This is a genomic window from Acinetobacter sp. AOR41_HL (assembly GCF_027854645.1).
Lineage (GTDB): Bacteria > Pseudomonadota > Gammaproteobacteria > Pseudomonadales > Moraxellaceae > Acinetobacter > Acinetobacter nosocomialis.
The window spans coordinates 73,327-93,334 of sequence record NZ_JAKTHZ010000012.1; the positions used below are offsets into that span (position 1 = coordinate 73,327).

The window sequence follows — 20,008 nt, forward strand, 5'->3', positions numbered from 1 at the left end:
GTGTAGCACTTGTGAGTTTTCAATTCTAAAAATGACAAAAATGTAATTTTGGAGTCATCAAGACGTTTCTCTCATTCTTAAATAATAGGCATACAAAGAGTGATGACCAACTCGATCAATTTAGGAATTTCACTGGGTCATTACTTAGCAAGTACTAATTTTAAAAAGGTGATGAAATGAAAATTTTCCAGAATAAAGTGTCGGCTCTACGTAATGTACTAGTAGGTGCGACTATGGTTGTAGCTGCTTCAAGCGCATTTGCTCATGTCAAACTTGAAAGTGCTACTCCGGCTATTAATGCATCTGTAGCAAGCCAGCCAAAAAATATAACTCTGAATTTTGGTGATGAAGTCATGTTAATGAATGTCAAATTACTTGACGCTCAACGTAAAGACATCCCTTTAAATTACCAGGTAACTCATGATTTAAAAAAATCATTTGAAGTCGCAGTACCTAAACTTAAGAAAGGCAAGTACACAGTGGTTTGGACCACAATGGGTGCTGATGGTCATAACATGAATGGTGAATATAGCTTCACCATTAAATCAGCGAAATAACCATAAAACACCAGTAGTCTATATGCCAGCAGCTTGCTGGCATATTACTATCGCCGGGGAATAAATATGAATCCTGAAACTTGGATATATGCAACGTGGCTGATTAAAGTCGTTTTATATTTAGGAATAGCCTTTGTCGTTGGGGGCGCCTTTAGCTATTTTCTACTGGGACGCTATGTAGAAATCAAGAAAACTCTCCTAAAGTACATTACTATCGGTGCCGGATTAGGCTTTATTTCAAGTACTTTAGGTTTCTTCGTTCTTATAGGAAGTTTTGCCAATACAGGTCTTTCTGGGATGTGGGACAGTAACTACATTAATATCTTAGTAAATACACCTACTGGGCATATCCATATCATCCGTTCAGTCAGCTTCGCACTTTTACTGTTATTTATGCTCGTAAAGCTTAGTAAAGGGACTATCCAGATTTCCAAAGTAGAAGGGACAATTTTTACCATCCTGCTCATCCCCATAGTTTTTAGTTTTTCACAACTAGGCCATGTTACGAATTTACCTTTATTCGCTCAATTCTTATTATCAATACATGTACTTGTAATGTCCTTATGGATGGGATCACTTTTCCCTTTATGGAGAACAACTAAAAAAATTACTGGTCTTCCATTAAAAGATCGCATGCATTTATTTGGAAGAATCGCAGCATTTGTTGTAGGAATACTACTCGCTTGTGGTGCCAGTATTGCGCTGTTACTCATTAAAGATTTTAATACTCTACTAAATACTCCTTATGGACATGGTTTTATTATTAAGATCGCATTTGTTCTAAGCATTTTATTATTAGCTGCCTTTAACAAATGGTATTTTACCCCTCGCTTACAAGATCCGAAATTTGCTAGACAGTTGGGTTATGCCATTTTATTTGAAATGTCATTAGGCCTAATGATCCTTTTAACGACTGGATATATTACAACTGTAGTCGGCATTGAGTAATTGGAGTAGTAGCAATGCTTTCATAGTTAAAAATAACCTATTAATTTTCATATAGATGTCACTCCTAATTTCTCAAAAACCACATATATACGTAACTTTTTTGATTTTTTAAAAAATTAAATTTAGCTGCATAAAAGGACCACGTCTTAAAGACGTGGTAAAAAACTTTTTAGAAATATATTAGAATTTAGCGGCCTTATTTAAGACACCATTCTTAATGCTTGTTCCAACCCACGTTGTTTAAGATTGGCTCCAGCCCCAAACCATGCTGAATCCATCCTGTAGTCCGATGAAATGGCCCTTCGCTCGTGATCGACAAACTCGGTAATACTACAAAGCAGCCCATAAGCCGTATCTTTAGCTGAAGCTAACTCAGCCCCACGACCATGCCCGTTAAACATGGTCATGACCTTAGACATAGCACGTCCATTCGGTTCGGTTTTATTATCAGCTTTGGTTGAATAGACTTGTTTAGGGGTAGCTACATTACGGTAGAACTGAATGATACTTTCATCCTGTTCGGCAATGTTCAGGTTCGTGTTATTAAACACTGCATCAAAGTAAGCTGCCGCTTCTTGCTGGGTGACTTTACGCTGGCTCAGTTGCTTCATTTCATACATGTGCTCGTCCCATGCACGCACTGAAATACCCAATTGCTGTTTAATCTTTTCTGCATCAAACTTGGTACTGTGCGGAACTTTCACTACACCAACACTGCTATTCTGCCCACGTAAGGCAATCGCTAAGGTGTTGCTACACACCACACGAATCGAAGTAAATTGCGCTGTGGTTGCCAACGTACCATCACAAGCAGTTGCCAACAAAATGTAACCATTACTGACATCCTTACTTTTCAACGCTGCCGATTGCCCCGTTCTTGCCAATGCCCAGAACTTACGCCCCCCTTTAAGTACCCCCGCTGTTTCCAGTTCAAATCCCGATTGCTCGGTAAGGTCACGGTAAAATTCTAGAATTTCTTTGGGTTGTACTTCTTGGTAACGCTGACTCACTACAGACAATGGTGCATGAGTATCTGAACGATAAAGTACTCGTTGCTCTTCATAAGGCATCAGAATATTTTGTCCTCGTTCATTCTTTGCCATATAGCTGACATTGGATGATTCTATTCGCCAGTCCATACCAGCTTGCTGTGCCCAGATTTCTATCGGCTGATTTTGAGGGAGCTGATTTCCCAGACCATGCCATGGGGTTTGACCTACAAAAGCCATTGTTTCCACGTGATGTGCCACGATTAATTTCCTTTAAGTGATATTTAAATATTTTGAAAGTTATAAACGATGTGAATTAAGCAAATCCTGATTGCTGGATTTCAAAATGTTCCAGACATTGCTCACACTGGTAATACAGTGTCACCATATTGTCTTGATGCTGTACGTAGAGCAGAAACATTCCACCGATAACCAAGCCAATAAAACCGCCTACCAAAGGATGAACAGAGCTTCGTTTTGACAATTGCATACAGGCGGATGCCAGAGACATGGGTGAGAATGATGAAAGCTTTGCAAACACCCCTGAACTGGGCTCAGTCTGGCGGAGTAATATGATGTGTAATGAATGACAGTAAGGACACTGGAGCATGTGCTTTCTCCTTAAAAAGCGGACATAAAAAGAGCCTGCGAATTTGCAGGCTCTTTTTGTCTGGGTTCAATTTTCTAATTTACTTGCCACGCTGTTTATTTTTACAGTCAGCAACAGCTTGTGGAACGTGATTTAAACCCGGATCACATGGATCACTTCGACCGAGTATATAAATACGTCCCATTTTTCGAGGTTTTACACCAATGAAAGTCACAAAAGTACGTGAGGTCGTATAGGGAATCCGCGCCACGGTGTTGTAAGAGCTTGTACCTACACTACCTATGGCTAAAATCTGTTCACACTCATTAAACATTGACGCTTTAAATGTTCTTCGGGTTCCATTAACTAAAACAGTCTTATAAGTACACGTCACTGGTCCAGAATAACCCACCTGTTCTATTAAATAAGCAGGTATTTCATGGGGTTTAAGATCCAATGCATAAGTTGAAATACTTACGAATGCTAAACCTATACCTAGAAATAGTTTTTTCATTTGATCGATCTCTATTTCTTAATGGTTTACAAAGTACAGGTAAGTTCAACACTGTCGATGGTCTGTTTCGTTTTAATATCGAACATGTTTTGCATGAGTAGACATTCACCAGTATTCGTATACGCACTGTAGAATATTGCTAAAACATATTTCTGTTCTGGACCATATTTCATTACTTGCCAACCTGTCCAGTTGGATGGAATTGAAGTCACCTTATTTCCATCAGTAATAGAGAACCAATAGTCGGTATTATTCTCCCAAGTTTTTTCCAGAGTATCTTGCCATTCTTTAGGGAGTTGGTTCACTTCAAACAAACCACAGGTTACTTTGGCAGAATCCAAACATTTACCACTATTCATATCAGAGGTATAAAGTCCATTCCCTAGATATTTGCCCTTAGAACCCTCCTCTGTTTTTTGAGTAGGATCTGCTTCTTTTGCCTGTATTTCTAATACAGGTTCACTGCTAGCCTGAATTACAGGTTCAGAGGCAGCGGGTTCAGAAACAGATGCCATTACCTTTTTTTCTGATTTAGGCTTTAAAAACTTGTCATAGCCGACCCATCCTGCAAGTACCACAACTAGTGTAGATAAAACACCAATAATAAAAATCTGGATATTCTTAGTTTGTGTTGTCATCATGCTTCCCCCTTTCGGCTTCATGAATTTGTTTAATTAATGAGAGCAATTCTTCCGCTCTCTCATTTGGGTAATATGTATTTAAAATTTCTTTATTTATGGTTTTCCTGATTAAGGTTAGCTTGATTAAAAGCAGGGACTTCCTCTCCACTTTGAATACTGATTACAGTGTTATCATCAGCAGTAACTGATTGGCTTTTAACGTCTTCCAGCATCTGCTCGGTTTGTTCATCCTGAGCATGGTCATAGGCATAAAACAAAGTGAATGACAGAATAAAAAAACCTATATAAGCGGCATACCATTTCCAGCGCCGTTTGAGCCGTTGCGGATTAATCTCCATCGACTACACTCCCAAATAGGCTTTTAATACGCCTCTGGCCTGATTGAGTTGTTGTGCCTGTTGCTCAATCAACTGACGGACTGACTCGGGTAAGGTCTGGTATTTATCGGGGTGGAAATCTGCCATCTTTTTTCGGTAAGCAACTTGAAGTGATTGCTCACTCAATAGTTCAGGCTGAAGCTCAAGAAGTTTGCAGGCCTCTAATTGTTCCTCGGTCAGATCAGAAACTTTTTTCTCGTTCATCTCACCTGCCATACATTGATAGACAATTTTGACGAGATCAGGAAAGACTGCCCTTGAGACATTAGATACACGGCATAAATGAGTCATGAAAAGATCAGCTTGATTCTGCTCAACTTGACCGAGTGCCATGGCATAGACCAGTTGCTCAATCATCTCTCTACGGAAGTTATAGGCAAGCTTATCTTTAAGGTCTGCCAGACGATGTAATAAGTCTTCATAATCAAAGAGCGTCTGTTTATTCAGGAGTTGTTCGATATACTGATGCACTGCCTTATCATTCAGTTTAGTAAAATGATCGGATACCGCTTCTTTCGATCGGGTATTCCATTGCCCCACACTAAAGGTAATGAAGTAGGCAAACAGATCAATCATGATCTGCATCTCGGCCTCAATCTTGATACTCATTTGCCTATCGTCCTGTCTTCCGTGTAGTCCCTGACAACATTCATTTAAGAATGCCACCAAAGCACGAATCACACTCTTATCCAGTTGGCTAAAGTTCAGTTCATCATGACCATTGATTAAAATCGAACTGGTGATCATTCCAATTTCAGCTTCTAACTGCTGGATATGTTCGAACAGATAAGTCTGCTCATCTTCAAAGCTAGCTTTATAGAAGAGCCCCTTTTCCGTTACGCACATCCCGACCTTGGCGCTGCCAAATACTGTGTCGTCAATCAGCATCAGTACATCATTAGGGCCCACACCATAAGGTAAATATGTCATAGCACCTTGTAACTTTTTATTGGGAATGACTGGTGCAAAATAAATGTTGTCGCTACTCCTCAATAAGGGCACCCACTGACTCTGCTGGATTCTTTCCTTTATACTCATCACCATACGCCCCCTAGAAAAACCAGCGTATAAATATAAAAGGCCAGACCAGAGCACGACCGAGTAGATAAGCGCCTGAGTAATGCCCCGGATATTCCCAAATGCAATACAACCAGTAACCTATGACAATCGTAAAATAGAACGTAAAAAATGGATGTTTCATAATCATTATTCCTAAATTGAGTTGCATAAACCCTTCCCGTTGCCCGAACAGGCAACAGGAAATGAGTGATTTAATGATTTGCTTAAAGCTTTAAATATGTATTGTTAAAGTTTATGTACGCACTGCTGACCTGACTGATACATCACACTGTCTAAGTCATTCGGGATATAGCTCATACGTTCAATCTGGCGCATGACTTTGCGACCATAATGTTCTTCCACTTTGTCATAGACACAGGAGCAATAGCTGCGACTGCCGCCCATGTTGTAACAGCCCTGCTTCACACCCTTTTCAAACTGGGAAGAACAACCATTTAGAATCAGAATACTGACACCCACTACACCCATCAGAATTTTATTTTTCATCGTTATATCCAGTGATATGGTCATGCAACTTAGGCTTTTTTAGGCAACACAAAGCCCTGCCACGGTATAGCCCACATGACATTTTTATTAAGTTAAATTTTTAGACGAAAAAAGCTAAAGCTTGATAAACCAGAAGTTCATCAAACCCTATTAAAACTAGTCGGGAAGTGTAAAAAGAATATGCATAGCCAACTCCTTTATATTGGGAGTTCTGCCAAAGCATTAATTTAGAATTATGGTGGCAGAACGAAAGTGGGTTGACAGACTGATAGTAAAGAACCAGCACGCACAAGGCGTCCCCCTTCCGTCCTACCGCAACAAAAAAGGGGGACGGGTGTACCTACATCGAAAAACAAGTTTTCAATGCACTTTACTATTCGGCCTGTCAAAGCCGGCTGGCAATGTAGGCCAGCAAGCAAAGGATAATGCGCAATATTTAAGGTGTCAATCATCTATCGACTAAGTCGTCAAGTGATTGTTATTGTTTTTCATTAGATTAAGTTATTAAACTAACCATTGCGCAAAATGAAGGATGATTCGGTGCTTCGGTTAAAATGTCTTGGCGGCCCTCTGTATGGACAGGAATATTCTCATGCACACGATGAGTTTATTTTTAAAGACAAACAGACAGGAAAACAGACGCATTATCGTAAACAGACTTTAGACTTCACACCGCCCCAAGAGTTCTTTGTAGCAGAATCAATTTCTACAACCGTAGCCTACAATCTTGCATTGCAATTGATGAAACGCTATTGAGACCTTTTAGTAATACACAGACCTACTATTAACAACCAGTAATGAGTGATTTTCTAGCACTTGATTCAATCCATAATAGGTTTATAATCCGCTAAAATGCATCACCCTATTACGATTTTAACCCAACAATTACAAATCAAAGCTAAAACCTAATTTTGACTACTTTTCACCCAAAACATCGCAAGTCGGTACAGAATCATCACAAGTCGGTACATAAATAGAGTGTTGATTTAAGAGCTAACATCCTACCCCAGTATCTAAAACTCTTTTGCAAGTTAGGCTAAATCATTATTAAATTTTAAGCAGTTACGAATTATAATATTTACACTTCTTTAAAATGAATAAGCGAACTTGAGTACATGGCAACTGCTAATAAAAATGCTAAGGCTAAAAAAGAAACCTCCTCTACTGAAAACCTCAAAAAACTTACTGGCCTAATTGACCAACTTGAAGAACATATTATTAGAAGACATAAATTCCCTTATGGTTCTCCATCTGCCTATGCCGAACAATACAAAGCTTATCTACCTGAACAAATAGAGTCTGTAAGTGAAGAAATAACGGAGAATGACCGAAAGTGGTTTTATGAACAGCTTGATCAAGGCTTATTAAAAGAATCACCAGAGCAATACGCACTCCGTCAACAGGCATGGAGATTACCTCCACCATTACTTCGAGGAAAATCTAAAACTCACATTTATATCCCTGAACAAGACCGACTTGCCCGACACTATGGTGAAATCGCGAATGAAATTCGTGATTTTAAAAACATAGTATCAACTATCAAAGTCAGAATTTTTAAAGAAAAAGAAAAACAAGCTGAAAAACATTTTAACGAAGCATTTCGCCTCTACTCCGAACACCATGATTGCTCCTTTTATGTCTATACACTACCAGAAGATATTTATAAACAAATTAGGCAATCTCAGTTAGCACGGAACAGCCATAAACAATCCCATAGAATAAAAGAAATTTATTTATCAATTGTTCAACGTTTTATTACCGAGGATAAAAAAACTTATTCAAGTATGGATATGGTTTTAGGGGCAATTGAAGAGCAAGCCCTCTCACAAATTCCAGAGGAACTCGTTCAAGAATACAATTCTGAAATAGAACATTGCCTACTAAAAAAAGAAGAAGCCGAGTATTACCTTTTTGCCACCCGAAATGATTTATCTACAGTCAAAATCGAATATGAAGGTGACGACAAAGACAAAGACAAAGACAAAGACAAAGACAAAGATGATAAAAAAATTAAACGGATAGAAGCTCAGAAACGTGATCAGCCTCTTATTTCTTTTATGGGTTATCCTACCGAACGTTTTGAAGAGATGAGAACTTATTATCTAAAAAAGAGTTCTAAATTAACTCAATTAAAAAATAATATGTTGACTCTTATTCCACCAACAAAAGATGAAAAAGAGAGAATGGAATTATTAAATCCTCATATGAAGAAAAAAGAATATAAGACTGTAAATCTAAAGTCTGATAAAAAATGGTTAAAAGAAGATAGACCTGACTTATACAAATTACTCGAAGCTTTTGTAAGAAAGAAGTCTACCACCTCACATAAATAAAAAAATCTTATCATTAATATAATTTTATAAGAGCATGTTATATCTAGATTGATATGCTCTTTTTCTTAGAAGAATATAAAAATACTATAAAATTTCATTTTTTAAAAACCTTAAAAAAAATTAAAATATCAACAACTTATATATAAATTCCCCGCAGTTTTTTTTGGGGTGGTCAATTTTTTTCTAGAATTTTCCTTATGCAATAAAGCATACAAAACTTGATACATAAGGAAACAATATGAACAGCTTAACCCGAAGCCTGCAACAGATCAAATTGAGAAATACATTCAATTGGAAGCTTAGCAATTTACAGTTGTGGATCAACCCAAGAATCGCTCAACGAAACCATTTAAATGCTGCGTAACTCAGGACATCGCAACTTTTAAAAAGTCCTCGTATTACCGTCATTTTTTGGTAGAGCATTCTCGGAGTAAAGTGCAATCGGCTTTTCGGTTTAAATACAATTGTAATAAGTAATATTAGATATATGTAATTAATCTACTAGATACTTATTGTCATAAGCAGTATGCCTTAGCAAATACTGCTTATGGATTAGATTGATTTAAGTGTGTATCCATTTGAGATGAATACACTCCAGATAGATTAGTCAACACCCACTCTACGCCTACCCTAATGGACATTTCTAAACGATGTCCATAGGGAGAGCTTTTACCTCATGACGCCTAATACGTAATTAATTATTTGTATGTAGGTATATTATGAAATCTTTAAACACAAACACTTCAGCTAAACCAATTCTTCCACCTGTCGCACAATTCTCAGGTGCAGATAGAGATGCATTCTTAGAACAACTCAAGGAAGATTTTTCAACTCATGAACATATGACAGAAAGCGGTAAGACTGAAATATTCAGAATGAGTATAAACCACGAACTTGAAACAATACTCAGTCGTGTTGAGCTCATTAAGTATTTGGTGGAGGAGCGTCCAATCGCGACCCTTAAATCTATTAAAAGTTTTAAGGGTAAAGAGCAACTGCGTGTTGAATATGCCAAGGATATTCCACCTTTACTGAAGAACCAAATTGCGACAATCTTTGTTTCTATTCATTCTAGCAACTACAAGATGGGCATTGAATTACAAGCCTTTCAGGACACTTTCTCAGAACTATCAGATGAAGAAAAACATACCCTATATGGCTTTGCTCTGATCAATCAGTGTTATACATCTGAACAAGCTCAAGCCTATGTTGCGGCTTTGATTAAATTTCAGAAGCTGTTTGCAGCAAAAATGGAAAGTGCTTCAATTCGAAAACAGCTTTCGAGTCGTGCTAGTAACCGACGCCGTCCTAAACAGCGTTGTGTTCAGCTTGTTGAAACGCTACTAAAAATCCATTCTAGAATCCTCGTTGTTCGAGTAGACCTAGGATTGATACGTGATCCAGCCAAGCTTCAAGAACGCTCTATTTCCCCTGATTTTGCTCAGGCTGGGCACGATATTGAGTTTATGCAAAAGTCTATGGCTCGGTTCTATGAAGCCGCTAAACGTAATCAGCTTAAGCATGCGATTGGGTACATCCAGCGTCTTGAATACACGCCCGCCAAAGGTCTACACCTCCATTGCTACTATTTCTTTAATGCCAATGACCATCGTGAAGACATCACGTGGGGGCAATATATTGCTGAGAAATGGAAGATTGCTACAAACAATCTTGGTTCTGCTTTTATCTGCAATATGAAAAAGAATGAGTACCGCTATCGTGCTTTGGGCATTCTGGCTTATAACGACCATGAAATGCTTGAGAACCTCAAAGCTACGTTTGACTACATTTGTAAAAATGATCAGTACTTTGCCTTTACTGTTCAGGAGAGACTTCGTAGTTTCCGCATAAGCCAATTACCTGACGTACCAGATACAAAGCTTGGTCGCTCACGTAAGTTTGAACAGCTTAACCTTCTAGACTCTGATCAATCAGATGATGCTCACGAAGGAGGACTGTAATATGACTAAATATGCATCAGATGCGTTACATGTAGCCACACATTTATCATGCAGCATTCAACCTACTTATGCTTATGATCTGATTGGTTCGGAGAGGTCGGCAAAAGCTCTTGGGAAATCAAAAACCACGAGCATGTTTGCAAAACAAAAGTCTCAAAATAGTCATGGAGCGTTGTCTCTCAGTAAACCTGTTGAATTGATTAGGTCCATGTATCCATTAGTGACAGGTTCCCCTGTCACTAATGGGATGTTAGCCGTTCGTCTAAAACCAGAGAATGAGCTGTTTATTCAGTTTATTAAACAAATAGGACCTATGGTCAATGTTGGAATTTACTGTGACGATCAGTATTTTTCGAACAAAATGACGGGCTATCAATATACGCTCAATACTAGACAGGTTAATGAGAAGTCATCGGCTTGGGATGCAGAACAAGTTCGTATTGAAGAGTTATTTGATTCAACAATGAAGGCTATAATCAAGGACAATTCTGGCTTCGAGACACATGAGCTAAATCTGCCAATGCAATTTACGCTTTCAGCGAATACAACAACGTATTCCAAAAAGCAATATTTAGATCAGCAGAAGAAAGATATGATCGCTGTTTTCCTTAATGAAAGCGGTAATAATGATGTTATTGCCGTCTTTTCCAAATGGGAACTTACACCTCAAGGACAATTAGCACTTAGACTGGTGTTTTTACTGGAACGCCAGTTCATAGATGATCCTATTGGTTTATCTGATGAAAATGCTTTCGTTGCCTTACAAGGTAATCTGGAAGGCCTGTTTAATTGCAAAGCATACCCTGTGCCTATGGCATTAAACGGCTTTATGCAAACCAATCGCTTTTTTAAAGGTGATCCAAAGTATAAAGACCTTATTAAGTTGCTTAAAACGTATCTAGTTGGCACCGATACAATCCTTCGAATCTGGGATACGCAGTCTGGTTTTGATGTTTTGTATTCTAAATTTAAAGCTAGTTAGTTCAGGAGCGATTTCACAATGGGAGTATTTCAGTTAAAAACCGCTGATTACCTGTTCATGAAATATCGCACTATGACTGTTGAACTTATGACGGTAGTACAAGAATATTACCCTCATTTAAGTAAGGCGGAAGCGCTGAGAAAGGCAAATAATCAAGAATTTCCTTTCTCGGTCTTTAAAATAGATCCAAGCAAACGTGCACCATTTCTGGTACACGTTCAAGACTTGGCTGGTATTTTAGACAAAAAGTATTCTGAAGCTGCTAAAGACTTTGCTACGTTTCATCAATGAGGCGTAGCACCTCTTCCAATTGAATTACATTTCGCCTTGACTTCACAGAAACATAACGCTGTAAGCTACCCCAAGAATCATGCAAACTTACTTTCTGAATTTCAGGTATTGTAAAACTTTGTTCTGCAAGTCTCGTACAACCTTCATGTCTTAAATCATGAAAGTGCAAATCCTCAATTCCCAACATTCTACAAGCATCACGAAACTCTTTTCCTATGGTTTTCGGATTCAATGGCAATAAAAGCTGCTTATCATACCCCAATTGAAGCATACGGCTTCGAACTTCATTATCTAACAAAAGTTCAATTATTCTTTTACATGGTTCCAACACTTCAAAAGACTTATGATTGCCTTTTGAACCATTTGGGTTTTTCAAATCATAAACTTTCCATGCAGAATGGTAAGAATCATAATCTTGCAGCCATAAGCGTGTTAACTCTGCTTCACGTCTGCATGAAAAAATTGCAAACCAAATAATTAAATGCATTGGATACTTAGTGCCATATTTATTTAATTTCCAACGTTCAGCAAAAAATTTCGTTAAAGTAACTAAATCTTCATTTGTGGGAAGCCTATCTCTAACTTTACTAGAAGAGATTTGGCGAGTTTTTCTAAGCTGTGCTGTAGCTTTGTCAAAGTTACTTAAATCAATCTCTACACCCCACATAACAGATGCATGAGATAGCACGCCTCTAATATGTAATAGCTCATGCTGCTGTGTACTTGTTGCAATAGGTTCCAAGCCAAGATTCGGCACACCTTTCCGTCTTAGAGCAACATGCTCAGCCAAATGTGTTGAATGTATTTTTGTGATAATATTGCGCGCGATTGGCAACTTCTTAATTAAGAGTAGAGCATAGCGTTTCGTCCTTCCGTATTCGCTCCCAACTTCATCCAAGTATTTATCTATGGCATCTGACAAAGTTAGGTCAATCAGTTGTTCTTTGCCAAGTAAAATATCTGGATTTTCTTGAATCTCGACTTCTCTTTTTTTAAGCCAGTTTTCTGCCACTTTTTTTGAATGAAATGTTTTGCTTTCAGAATAAGCTGGATAGCCTTTTTTATTGATCCGGATAGCAGCGCGGTAACTAACGTTTCCATCTGCACCTTTTCTGGCAGTAATTGACCCCATAATTTTACACCACGAACCATTTTTTTTATTATGGTGTAAATTTTGGTGTAAATGCAAACCGATTTACGCAGCTAAACATGAGTTCCCACAGATTCAAACAGATTGCAAAACACTGATTAAAGGTATGATTTTTAATGACTATTAATAAAACCATTGAAACTATTAAATCTCCAAGAATCAGTGTAGCCCCAATGATGGACTGGACTACAAAGGATTACCGATTCTTTGCACGGTTGTTTAACCCAAACGTTGTGCTGTATACCGAAATGGTGACAACAGGCGCGATTTTATTTGGCGATGCAAAACGCCACTTGGACTATAACGCTCAAGAACACCCAATCGTACTGCAACTTGGTGGTTCAAATCCTCAAGAGCTTGCCACTTGTACAAAAATGGCTGAAGACTGGGGCTATGACGAAGTCAACCTGAATGTAGGCTGCCCAAGTGACCGTGTACAGAACAATAAAATCGGCGCATGTTTAATGGCAGAGCCAGACTTAGTTGCTGAATGTATTCATAGCATGCAAAAAGCGGTGAATATTCCAGTAACGGTTAAGCACCGTATTGGTATTGATGACATGCAGTCTTACGAAGAAATGCTGCACTTCGTAGATACCGTTGCGGCAACGGGCTGCACACACTTTGTCGTACATGCCCGTATTGCGATATTAAAAGGTTTATCTCCGAAGGAAAACCGAGAAGTACCACCGCTACGCTATGAAGATGTTTACCGTTTAAAGCAAGAACGCCCGCACTTAACGATTGAAATTAACGGCGGAATTAAAACTTTTGCCGAAACTCAAGCTCATTTACAGCACGTTGATGGCGTGATGATTGGTCGTGAAGCCTATCACAACCCTTATCTACTTGCTGAGCTTGGCCAACTTTGGAATTTAGAAGCACCAGACCGTTTCGATATCATGGAGCAGATGTTGCCTTATATTGAACAACGTATGGCGGAAGGAGCTCCACTCTCTATCATTACGCGTCATATTTTAGGTTTATTTCAAAATCTACCGGGTGCCCGTAAATGGCGTCAAGCATTAAGCGGTGGAAATGCAAAAACTTTAGCTGATGTCGAGAATGCTATTCGAAACATGCAAGCTGCGATTATTCGTACTGAAGAATATGTGAAAGAGCATCAGGCTTAAGCCCACTCAGCCTTCTTAAATTGTAAGAAAATGTGGCATTTTAAATCAGAGACTTAGATTTTGAGTATATTCGCAAATGTCGGCTCGAAATATTCAAATTTAAGCTCTGATTATTTATTTATACTCAATAATATCAGTTACTTAAATTTTACTAGTTTTAGCTACTATTTTAACTAGGCTATTTTTTCGCAGTCAGAAATAAAAACTGGAAAAAAGATACGTTATTACATAACATAAACAAAACTTTTAAGTTTGGGCAATTAGTATCTCTGAACGCCACAGGTAGGTGGTGATTTTCTAAATACGGATATAGGTAGTACGGGTAGAGATTTCACGATGATTATTTATGACGGACAAGTAGCTGATAACTATATGTATCAGGATTCAAATCAGGCAGCGATTGTTGTATCACACAGCACACCAAGCCTTCCTTATCCCTTCACCATGAAACCCAACAATCACCGCACTGAAAGTAATACCCCTCCAGCCATTGATGTAGAAAAATTCGTAGCAAAATTAGAAAGTGTTACTTCTAGACGCAGCAAAGCTCGTTGTGCACGTAGCATTCGTCTTGCACTTGAATCTGCTGGCGCCGATGTTGAAAACCACCCAATTGCAGCATCTGATTGGGGCGATACCCTGAAAAAGATTGGCTATAAAGAAATTAACCCAGCTTTTGATGAGCCTCAAGAAGGCGACATTTACATCATTCACAGAACCCGCAACCACGTTTATGGTCACATCGCTGGTTACACAGGAAGTGAATGGGTTTCGGACTTCAAACAAAGCAGTTACGACGTCTATAAAGATGACAACGTCACCTATACTTACTACAGATTAGGTTAATTTACTGCTTTTTAAGATCGAAACATTTGATGAATTTGCTCAGCACAATGCTGAATCATTTCATCCTGATCTTTTCTATAGACCAAGAAAACTTCTGAGAATGACAAATCATCTGACAAAGGTAATAGCTTTACCTTATTAGGTAAAATTTGTTTGAACTCTTCAGGAACTATACTGATTCCCAAATTTGCAGCGACCAATTGTAACTGCGAAACCTTACGTGACAGAATGGGGGCTTTTTGTGGAGTAAATCCTGCAGCTAAACATAGATTTGCGACCAAATAACTTAAGCCCCCTCTTTCGGCATGAGGTGTAGTTACAAAACACTCATCTTTCAAGTCTTTTAAATAAACCTTTTCTGCTTTAGCAAATTTGGCATGCTCGGTATGCACAGCCACCATTAAAGGTTCTTCATATAACTTAAGAATGCTCATCTCATCTAGAGTGTGCCGAACGGGAGGTCTAATAAAACCAATATCAATTTCACCGTTCATTAAAGCTAAGATTTGCTGCTCGGATGACAAGGTATTGATCTCAAAACTCAGCTGCTGCGTTAAGCTAACTTCTTTTAATATTTGTACCTTTTTATGATCCATAACAATGCTACTTGAATGAGCAATTTTAATCTGGCGGTTTTTCCCTTCCGAAACACTCTTGGCAAGATCAATGATTTCATTTAAGTAGAGCAAATTATCTTTTATTTTCTTATAAAACACTTCTCCCGCTGCCGTGAGTTTTGCCCTTTTATCCGTGCGATCAAACAACTGAAAACCTATCTGTTCTTCTAATAGTTTCATTTGTCGACTTAAAGCAGACTGAGCAATAAATAGTTTTTCGGAAGCAGCGGTAAAACTCCCTTCTTCAACAATTTTTATGAAATATTGGAATTGTTTTAATGTGAGCATTACCATCTCAAAATTAGATCATTTGGTCTATTTTCTATATTAGATTAGATAGATTCCCTTCGCTAGAATTTTATTAAGACCATTCACTTGATTGAATTCTTTATGAAGTATTTAAAAGGTTTCGCAATATGCACCATCGTTATTTTAATTTTATGGTGCTTTAAATTTTATGATCAGCAACTACCCACACAGCTCCAGCAAGACCACATAGAGCTGTACGATTAAATAGTTTCTCTCAAAAATAAAAGGCATGCCCTCACCTAAGCGCATACCTTTTCAATATTTAAATTAGGCTTTCTTTAAATCGAGCTTTTTCAAAACTTCCGCCACGGCAATCATGGCAAAGCTTGAAGTGACCACCACCGCTGAACCATAACCACCACAGCGCAACCCTGCCGATGGGCAGACATCCGCACTAGAAAACGGATTGTCGATAGAATAAATACAGGTAATGCCAAATTTCTCTTTTGGCTTTTTACATATGCCGCGAGCACGAAGCTGACTACGTAACTTCGCTAACATTGGGTCTTGCTCTGTTTTTGATAAATCAGCCACACGGATTTTAAGTGGATCGAGCTTACCACCTGCCCCACCCGACACAATCAAAGGAATTTTATTAAAACGACAATGGAGCATTAAAGCCAGTTTTGCTTTAACGTCATCGATGCAGTCCAAAACAATATCCGGTACAGGGTTTAAAAGCTCTGCAACATTTTCTGGTGTTAAGAAGTCATCAATAATATTAACTTTAATACGTGGGTTAATTTGGCGACAACGCTCCGCCATAATCTCAACTTTTTCACAGCCCAGAGTTGATGTCATCGCAGGTAGCTGACGGTTCACATTTGATGCTGCAACCACGTCCATATCGACTAGTGTGATCTCACCAATTCCCGTGCGTGCTAAAGCTTCTACCGCCCAACTGCCAACACCACCAATACCAATCACCATCACATGACTTTTTTCATAGTGCTGGAACGATGAATCACCATAAATTTTGGCTACACCTGCAAAACGGCGGTCATATTCATCTTGTTGAAGATCGGTCATTGCTACTCTTTGAGGGGATATAAAACACGGAGAGTATTTTACTGCTTTTCAGAAGAAAGTGTATTTCAGATCAAAGAAAACTTGAGATGGTGATATTTAAATTCACGACAAGTCTTATCATTATAATTCAAGTACTAACAGCTAAATCTTCTTACTTTTTTAAAAAAGTAAGCAAAAACTTTCTCATTCACAAAACCTGTCATCTGTTCACGAGTATCAGAAGAATCGCAGAAACTATTATCTTTTTATAATGGGCAGGTTGTGAATGATGATTAGCTCAAGCAAATAAAATGAAAAGTTCTAATGTAAAAGCTCAATTAATACCAACCAATAAAAATATTGATTGGTATTAATCTCAAGACAACATTAACCAGCAATCAAATTCCGTAGTACATAATGCAAAATACCACCTGCCTTAAAGTACTCAACCTCATTTAACGTATCAATTCGACATAACACATTAAAGTGGCTGGCTACCCCATTTGGCCCTTTCACATCAACTTCTAGAATTTCATGAGGCTGAATGCCATCCGATAAACCACGAATCGAAATGACTTCATGACCGGTTAAGTTAAGCGACTGTCTGGTTTGACCATCAACAAACTGTAATGGCAACACGCCCATACCCACCAAGTTTGAACGGTGAATACGTTCAAAACTTTCGGCAATGACAGCTTTAACACCTAACAAGTTCGTTCCTTTGGCAGCCCAGTCACGTGAAGAACCTGTTCCGTATTCTTTACCAGCAATAATCACAAGCGGTGTATGCTCTTGTTGGTAACGCATCGCCGCATCATAAATGGCAAGTTTCTCGCCACTTGGTACATGAATGGTATTACCGCCTTCTTCACCGCCCAACATTTCGTTTTTAATACGAATATTGGCAAAGGTACCTCGCATCATGACTTCGTGGTTACCACGTCGAGAACCATAAGAGTTGAAGTCTTTTGGCTCAACACCTTGTTCTTGTAAATATCGACCTGCCGGACTGTCTTTTTTGATATTACCCGCTGGTGAAATATGGTCGGTGGTTACCGAGTCACCTAGCACTGCCAAAATACGTGCCTGTTCAATATTTTTGATTGGTTTTGGTGGCTCACCAATACCCTCAAAGAACGGCGGATGGCGAATATAAGTCGAATCATCAGCCCATTCGTAAGTTTTACTTTTTGGAATCTGAATCGCTTGCCAGCTTTCATCACCATCAAACACCGCAGCATATTCTTTGTGGAACATGTCGGTATTTACTTTTTGTAAGACGGCATCAATTTCTGCCTGACTTGGCCAGATATCTTTTAAGTAAACAGGTTGCCCATCTTTACCTTGCCCAATTGGTTGAGTCGTTAAGTCGGTACGGATATTCCCAACTAAACCATAAGCAACTACAAGTGGTGGTGAAGCAAGCCAGTTGGTTTTAACCAATGGATGCACACGCCCTTCAAAGTTACGGTTACCCGAAAGTACAGATGCCACGTTTAGATCATGACACTGAATTGCATCTTCAATTGGTTCAGGTAAAGGACCCGAGTTACCAATACACGTTGTACAACCATAACCTACCAAGTTATAGCCTAACTCATCTAAATACGGGGTAAGTCCAGCAGCCAATAAATAGTCGGTTACGACTTTAGAACCAGGTGCAAGTGAACTTTTTACCCACGGTTTACGCTGCAAGCCTTTTTCAATGGCTTTTTTAGCAAGTAAACCTGCCGCCAGCATTACACTTGGGTTAGAGGTATTGGTACATGAAGTAATCGCTGAAATGACGACATCACCATGATTTAACGGATATTCCTGCCCTTCAATCACACAAGACGGGCTTTCATGCTGAATATTGGCTTTGGTCGCTTCTACAGCCGTACCACCACCGCCTTCATTTTCCAAACGCTCTTTGGCTTCTTTGGCTGGCTTAAGTGTTAGCTCCATGAGCGCATTAAACGTTTTTGGTACTTCTGATAAAAGCACACGGTCTTGAGGGCGTTTTGGACCTGCCAAACTTGCCTGAACCGTACTCATATCTAAACTTAAGGTATCTGTGAAAACAGGTTCATCACCCGGATTACGCCATAAGCCTTGTGCCTTGCTATATGCTTCAACCAGTGCAATACGGTCACTTTGACGGCCAGTTAATTTCAAATAACCCAAAGTCACTTCATCAATTGGGAAGAAGCCACAAGTTGCGCCATATTCAGGTGCCATGTTGGCAATGGTCGCCCGGTCAGCAAGTGGTAAGTCGGCTAAGCCATCGCCATAGAATTCTACAAATTTACCTACCACACCTTTTTGGCGAAGCATTTGAGTAATGGTGAGTACCAAGTCGGTTGCCGTAATTCCCTCTTGTAATTTTCCGGTCAGTTTAAAACCGATCACTTCAGGAATAAGCATAGAGATAGGCTGACCCAACATGGCAGCTTCTGCTTCAATACCACCAACACCCCAACCTAAAACCCCTAAACCATTAATCATAGTGGTATGTGAGTCTGTACCTACTAACGTGTCAGGGAAAGCAAAGGTTTGACCATTGTCTTCACCTAACCACACCGCTTGAGCCAAATACTCTAAATTGACCTGATGGCAAATACCAGTACCCGGTGGCACAACACTAAAGTTATTAAATGCAGATTGTCCCCAACGCAAAAATTGATATCGCTCGCCATTACGCTGCATTTCAATTTGAACGTTTTCTTCAAAAGCCTGATCATCGGCAAAATAGTCCACCATCACGGAGTGGTCAATGACTAAGTCTACAGGTGATAAAGGATTAATTTTTTCAGGGTCGCCGCCCGCTTGTGCCATTGCAGCACGCATTGCAGCCAAGTCAACAACTGCCGGAACACCGGTAAAATCTTGCATTAAAACCCGTGCAGGTCGATATTGAATTTCCTGATCGGAAGTACGGGTTTTTAGCCACTCAGCTAAAGCATGAATGTGTTCTGTTTTAACACTGTGCTGATCTTCAAACCGTAATAAGTTTTCCAACAGTACTTTTAATGATTTCGGCAGTTTGGCAATGTCACCTAGCTTTTTCTCGGCTTGGGTTAAGCTAAAAATCTGATAATTGCTGGAACCTACTGTTAGCGTCTGTAGAGCATTAAAACTATTGATATTGCTATACTTAGCCATTGGGTTATCCTCCCATGTCTGGCAATGTTATTTTTCACGTTTTTACATGTTGT

The 20,008-nt window shown here is 39.0% G+C and carries 22 protein-coding genes; 10 read left to right on the top strand and 12 right to left on the bottom strand.

Going from position 1 to position 20,008, the window contains the following annotated elements:
- The first annotated feature begins 176 nt into the window (after window positions 1-176).
- Both MKL35_RS03640 and MKL35_RS03645 read left to right on the top strand, forming a co-directional pair.
- Window positions 177-557 (top strand): copper resistance CopC family protein, encoded by a 381-nt coding sequence (locus MKL35_RS03640; RefSeq protein WP_000689220.1) that lies wholly within the window; start codon window positions 177-179, stop codon window positions 555-557.
- Between the two features lie 66 nt (window positions 558-623).
- Window positions 624-1,505 carry a copper resistance D family protein gene (locus MKL35_RS03645; protein WP_001067742.1) on the top strand — a complete coding sequence of 294 codons (882 nt, stop codon included), beginning with the start codon at window positions 624-626 and terminating at the stop codon, window positions 1,503-1,505.
- A gap of 200 nt (window positions 1,506-1,705) precedes the next feature.
- Here MKL35_RS03645 and MKL35_RS03650 read toward each other — a convergent pair whose 3' ends face one another.
- The 8 genes from MKL35_RS03650 to MKL35_RS03685 all read right to left on the bottom strand — a co-directional run bounded on the left by MKL35_RS03650 (window position 1,706) and on the right by MKL35_RS03685 (window position 6,181).
- On the bottom strand, window positions 1,706-2,755 hold the full coding sequence (locus MKL35_RS03650; RefSeq protein ID WP_000930100.1) for a DUF932 domain-containing protein: 1,050 nt from the start codon (window positions 2,753-2,755) through the stop codon (window positions 1,706-1,708).
- A 55-nt stretch (window positions 2,756-2,810) separates the two neighbouring features.
- Window positions 2,811-3,104, bottom strand: coding sequence for a hypothetical protein (locus tag MKL35_RS03655; RefSeq protein WP_005116050.1), 294 nt, complete (start codon window positions 3,102-3,104; stop codon window positions 2,811-2,813).
- Window positions 3,105-3,183: 79 nt separating this feature from the next.
- A complete protein-coding gene (locus tag MKL35_RS03660) occupies window positions 3,184-3,597 on the bottom strand; it encodes a hypothetical protein (RefSeq protein ID WP_000732630.1) in 414 nt (137 codons plus the stop codon).
- A 26-nt stretch (window positions 3,598-3,623) separates the two neighbouring features.
- Window positions 3,624-4,235: a hypothetical protein gene (locus MKL35_RS03665; RefSeq protein WP_001991904.1), complete on the bottom strand. Its 612-nt coding sequence runs from the start codon at window positions 4,233-4,235 to the stop codon at window positions 3,624-3,626.
- Window positions 4,236-4,327: 92 nt separating this feature from the next.
- Window positions 4,328-4,576 carry a hypothetical protein gene (locus MKL35_RS03670; RefSeq protein WP_000405166.1) on the bottom strand — a complete coding sequence of 83 codons (249 nt, stop codon included), beginning with the start codon at window positions 4,574-4,576 and terminating at the stop codon, window positions 4,328-4,330.
- Window positions 4,577-4,579: 3 nt separating this feature from the next.
- Entirely contained in the window at window positions 4,580-5,653 is a 1,074-nt protein-coding gene (locus tag MKL35_RS03675) for a J domain-containing protein (protein WP_001993743.1), read from the bottom strand.
- Between the two features lie 13 nt (window positions 5,654-5,666).
- Window positions 5,667-5,816 (bottom strand): hypothetical protein, encoded by a 150-nt coding sequence (locus MKL35_RS03680; protein ID WP_002017940.1) that lies wholly within the window; start codon window positions 5,814-5,816, stop codon window positions 5,667-5,669.
- 104 nt (window positions 5,817-5,920) lie between these two features.
- A complete protein-coding gene (locus MKL35_RS03685; RefSeq protein ID WP_000790979.1) occupies window positions 5,921-6,181 on the bottom strand; it encodes a hypothetical protein in 261 nt (86 codons plus the stop codon).
- Between the two features lie 540 nt (window positions 6,182-6,721).
- Between MKL35_RS03685 and MKL35_RS03690 the strand changes: the two genes are divergently transcribed.
- From MKL35_RS03690 to MKL35_RS03710, 5 genes are all read left to right on the top strand, one after another.
- Window positions 6,722-6,937, top strand: coding sequence for a hypothetical protein (locus tag MKL35_RS03690; protein ID WP_001995220.1), 216 nt, complete (start codon window positions 6,722-6,724; stop codon window positions 6,935-6,937).
- Window positions 6,938-7,296: 359 nt separating this feature from the next.
- Entirely contained in the window at window positions 7,297-8,514 is a 1,218-nt protein-coding gene (locus MKL35_RS03695; RefSeq protein ID WP_029959638.1) for a hypothetical protein, read from the top strand.
- 719 nt (window positions 8,515-9,233) lie between these two features.
- Complete coding sequence (locus tag MKL35_RS03700) at window positions 9,234-10,475, top strand: YagK/YfjJ domain-containing protein (protein ID WP_000838837.1); 1,242 nt, start codon at window positions 9,234-9,236, stop codon at window positions 10,473-10,475.
- Window position 10,476: 1 nt separating this feature from the next.
- The gene (locus MKL35_RS03705) at window positions 10,477-11,457 is read left to right on the top strand and encodes a hypothetical protein (RefSeq protein ID WP_000170388.1); all 981 of its coding nucleotides are present in this window, start codon (window positions 10,477-10,479) and stop codon (window positions 11,455-11,457) included.
- 18 nt (window positions 11,458-11,475) lie between these two features.
- On the top strand, window positions 11,476-11,748 hold the full coding sequence (locus MKL35_RS03710) for a pyocin activator PrtN family protein (RefSeq protein WP_000538009.1): 273 nt from the start codon (window positions 11,476-11,478) through the stop codon (window positions 11,746-11,748).
- On the opposite strand, the gene MKL35_RS03715 is transcribed toward MKL35_RS03710, so the two are convergent.
- A complete protein-coding gene (locus tag MKL35_RS03715) occupies window positions 11,732-12,880 on the bottom strand; it encodes a tyrosine-type recombinase/integrase (RefSeq protein ID WP_000534868.1) in 1,149 nt (382 codons plus the stop codon). The genes MKL35_RS03710 and MKL35_RS03715 overlap by 17 nt on opposite strands.
- Before the next feature lie 134 nt (window positions 12,881-13,014).
- Between MKL35_RS03715 and dusA the strand changes: the two genes are divergently transcribed.
- Window positions 13,015-14,031 (top strand): tRNA dihydrouridine(20/20a) synthase DusA, encoded by a 1,017-nt coding sequence (dusA, locus tag MKL35_RS03720; RefSeq protein ID WP_016803800.1) that lies wholly within the window; start codon window positions 13,015-13,017, stop codon window positions 14,029-14,031.
- A 336-nt stretch (window positions 14,032-14,367) separates the two neighbouring features.
- Window positions 14,368-14,877, top strand: coding sequence for a hypothetical protein (locus MKL35_RS03725; RefSeq protein WP_002050979.1), 510 nt, complete (start codon window positions 14,368-14,370; stop codon window positions 14,875-14,877).
- Between the two features lie 11 nt (window positions 14,878-14,888).
- On the opposite strand, the gene MKL35_RS03730 is transcribed toward MKL35_RS03725, so the two are convergent.
- Entirely contained in the window at window positions 14,889-15,782 is an 894-nt protein-coding gene (locus MKL35_RS03730; RefSeq protein WP_106479515.1) for a LysR family transcriptional regulator, read from the bottom strand.
- Between the two features lie 102 nt (window positions 15,783-15,884).
- Between MKL35_RS03730 and MKL35_RS03735 the strand changes: the two genes are divergently transcribed.
- Window positions 15,885-16,007 carry a hypothetical protein gene (locus MKL35_RS03735; RefSeq protein ID WP_081400969.1) on the top strand — a complete coding sequence of 41 codons (123 nt, stop codon included), beginning with the start codon at window positions 15,885-15,887 and terminating at the stop codon, window positions 16,005-16,007.
- Between the two features lie 63 nt (window positions 16,008-16,070).
- Here MKL35_RS03735 and MKL35_RS03740 read toward each other — a convergent pair whose 3' ends face one another.
- Together MKL35_RS03740 and acnA are read right to left on the bottom strand one after the other, a co-directional pair.
- A complete protein-coding gene (locus MKL35_RS03740) occupies window positions 16,071-16,832 on the bottom strand; it encodes a tRNA threonylcarbamoyladenosine dehydratase (RefSeq protein ID WP_000130925.1) in 762 nt (253 codons plus the stop codon).
- Window positions 16,833-17,198: 366 nt separating this feature from the next.
- Window positions 17,199-19,955 (bottom strand): aconitate hydratase AcnA, encoded by a 2,757-nt coding sequence (gene acnA / locus MKL35_RS03745; protein WP_006580418.1) that lies wholly within the window; start codon window positions 19,953-19,955, stop codon window positions 17,199-17,201.
- Window positions 19,956-20,008: the final 53 nt, after the last annotated feature.

Bases quoted from the DNA above. Each gene is read 5' to 3' on its own strand.
- MKL35_RS03640 (WP_000689220.1), top strand. From the start codon at position 177: ATGAAAATTTTCCAGAATAAAGTGTCGGCTCTACGTAATGTACTAGTA.
- MKL35_RS03645 (WP_001067742.1), top strand. From the start codon at position 624: ATGAATCCTGAAACTTGGATATATGCAACGTGGCTGATTAAAGTCGTT.
- MKL35_RS03655 (WP_005116050.1), bottom strand. From the start codon at position 3,104: ATGCTCCAGTGTCCTTACTGTCATTCATTACACATCATATTACTCCGC.
- MKL35_RS03660 (WP_000732630.1), bottom strand. From the start codon at position 3,597: ATGAAAAAACTATTTCTAGGTATAGGTTTAGCATTCGTAAGTATTTCA.
- MKL35_RS03665 (WP_001991904.1), bottom strand. From the start codon at position 4,235: ATGACAACACAAACTAAGAATATCCAGATTTTTATTATTGGTGTTTTA.
- MKL35_RS03670 (WP_000405166.1), bottom strand. From the start codon at position 4,576: ATGGAGATTAATCCGCAACGGCTCAAACGGCGCTGGAAATGGTATGCC.
- MKL35_RS03675 (WP_001993743.1), bottom strand. From the start codon at position 5,653: ATGAGTATAAAGGAAAGAATCCAGCAGAGTCAGTGGGTGCCCTTATTG.
- MKL35_RS03680 (WP_002017940.1), bottom strand. From the start codon at position 5,816: ATGAAACATCCATTTTTTACGTTCTATTTTACGATTGTCATAGGTTAC.
- MKL35_RS03685 (WP_000790979.1), bottom strand. From the start codon at position 6,181: ATGAAAAATAAAATTCTGATGGGTGTAGTGGGTGTCAGTATTCTGATT.
- MKL35_RS03695 (WP_029959638.1), top strand. From the start codon at position 7,297: ATGGCAACTGCTAATAAAAATGCTAAGGCTAAAAAAGAAACCTCCTCT.
- MKL35_RS03700 (WP_000838837.1), top strand. From the start codon at position 9,234: ATGAAATCTTTAAACACAAACACTTCAGCTAAACCAATTCTTCCACCT.
- MKL35_RS03705 (WP_000170388.1), top strand. From the start codon at position 10,477: ATGACTAAATATGCATCAGATGCGTTACATGTAGCCACACATTTATCA.
- MKL35_RS03710 (WP_000538009.1), top strand. From the start codon at position 11,476: ATGGGAGTATTTCAGTTAAAAACCGCTGATTACCTGTTCATGAAATAT.
- MKL35_RS03715 (WP_000534868.1), bottom strand. From the start codon at position 12,880: ATGGGGTCAATTACTGCCAGAAAAGGTGCAGATGGAAACGTTAGTTAC.
- dusA (WP_016803800.1), top strand. From the start codon at position 13,015: ATGACTATTAATAAAACCATTGAAACTATTAAATCTCCAAGAATCAGT.
- MKL35_RS03725 (WP_002050979.1), top strand. From the start codon at position 14,368: ATGATTATTTATGACGGACAAGTAGCTGATAACTATATGTATCAGGAT.
- MKL35_RS03730 (WP_106479515.1), bottom strand. From the start codon at position 15,782: ATGCTCACATTAAAACAATTCCAATATTTCATAAAAATTGTTGAAGAA.
- MKL35_RS03735 (WP_081400969.1), top strand. From the start codon at position 15,885: ATGAAGTATTTAAAAGGTTTCGCAATATGCACCATCGTTATTTTAATT.
- MKL35_RS03740 (WP_000130925.1), bottom strand. From the start codon at position 16,832: ATGACCGATCTTCAACAAGATGAATATGACCGCCGTTTTGCAGGTGTA.
- acnA (WP_006580418.1), bottom strand. From the start codon at position 19,955: ATGGCTAAGTATAGCAATATCAATAGTTTTAATGCTCTACAGACGCTA.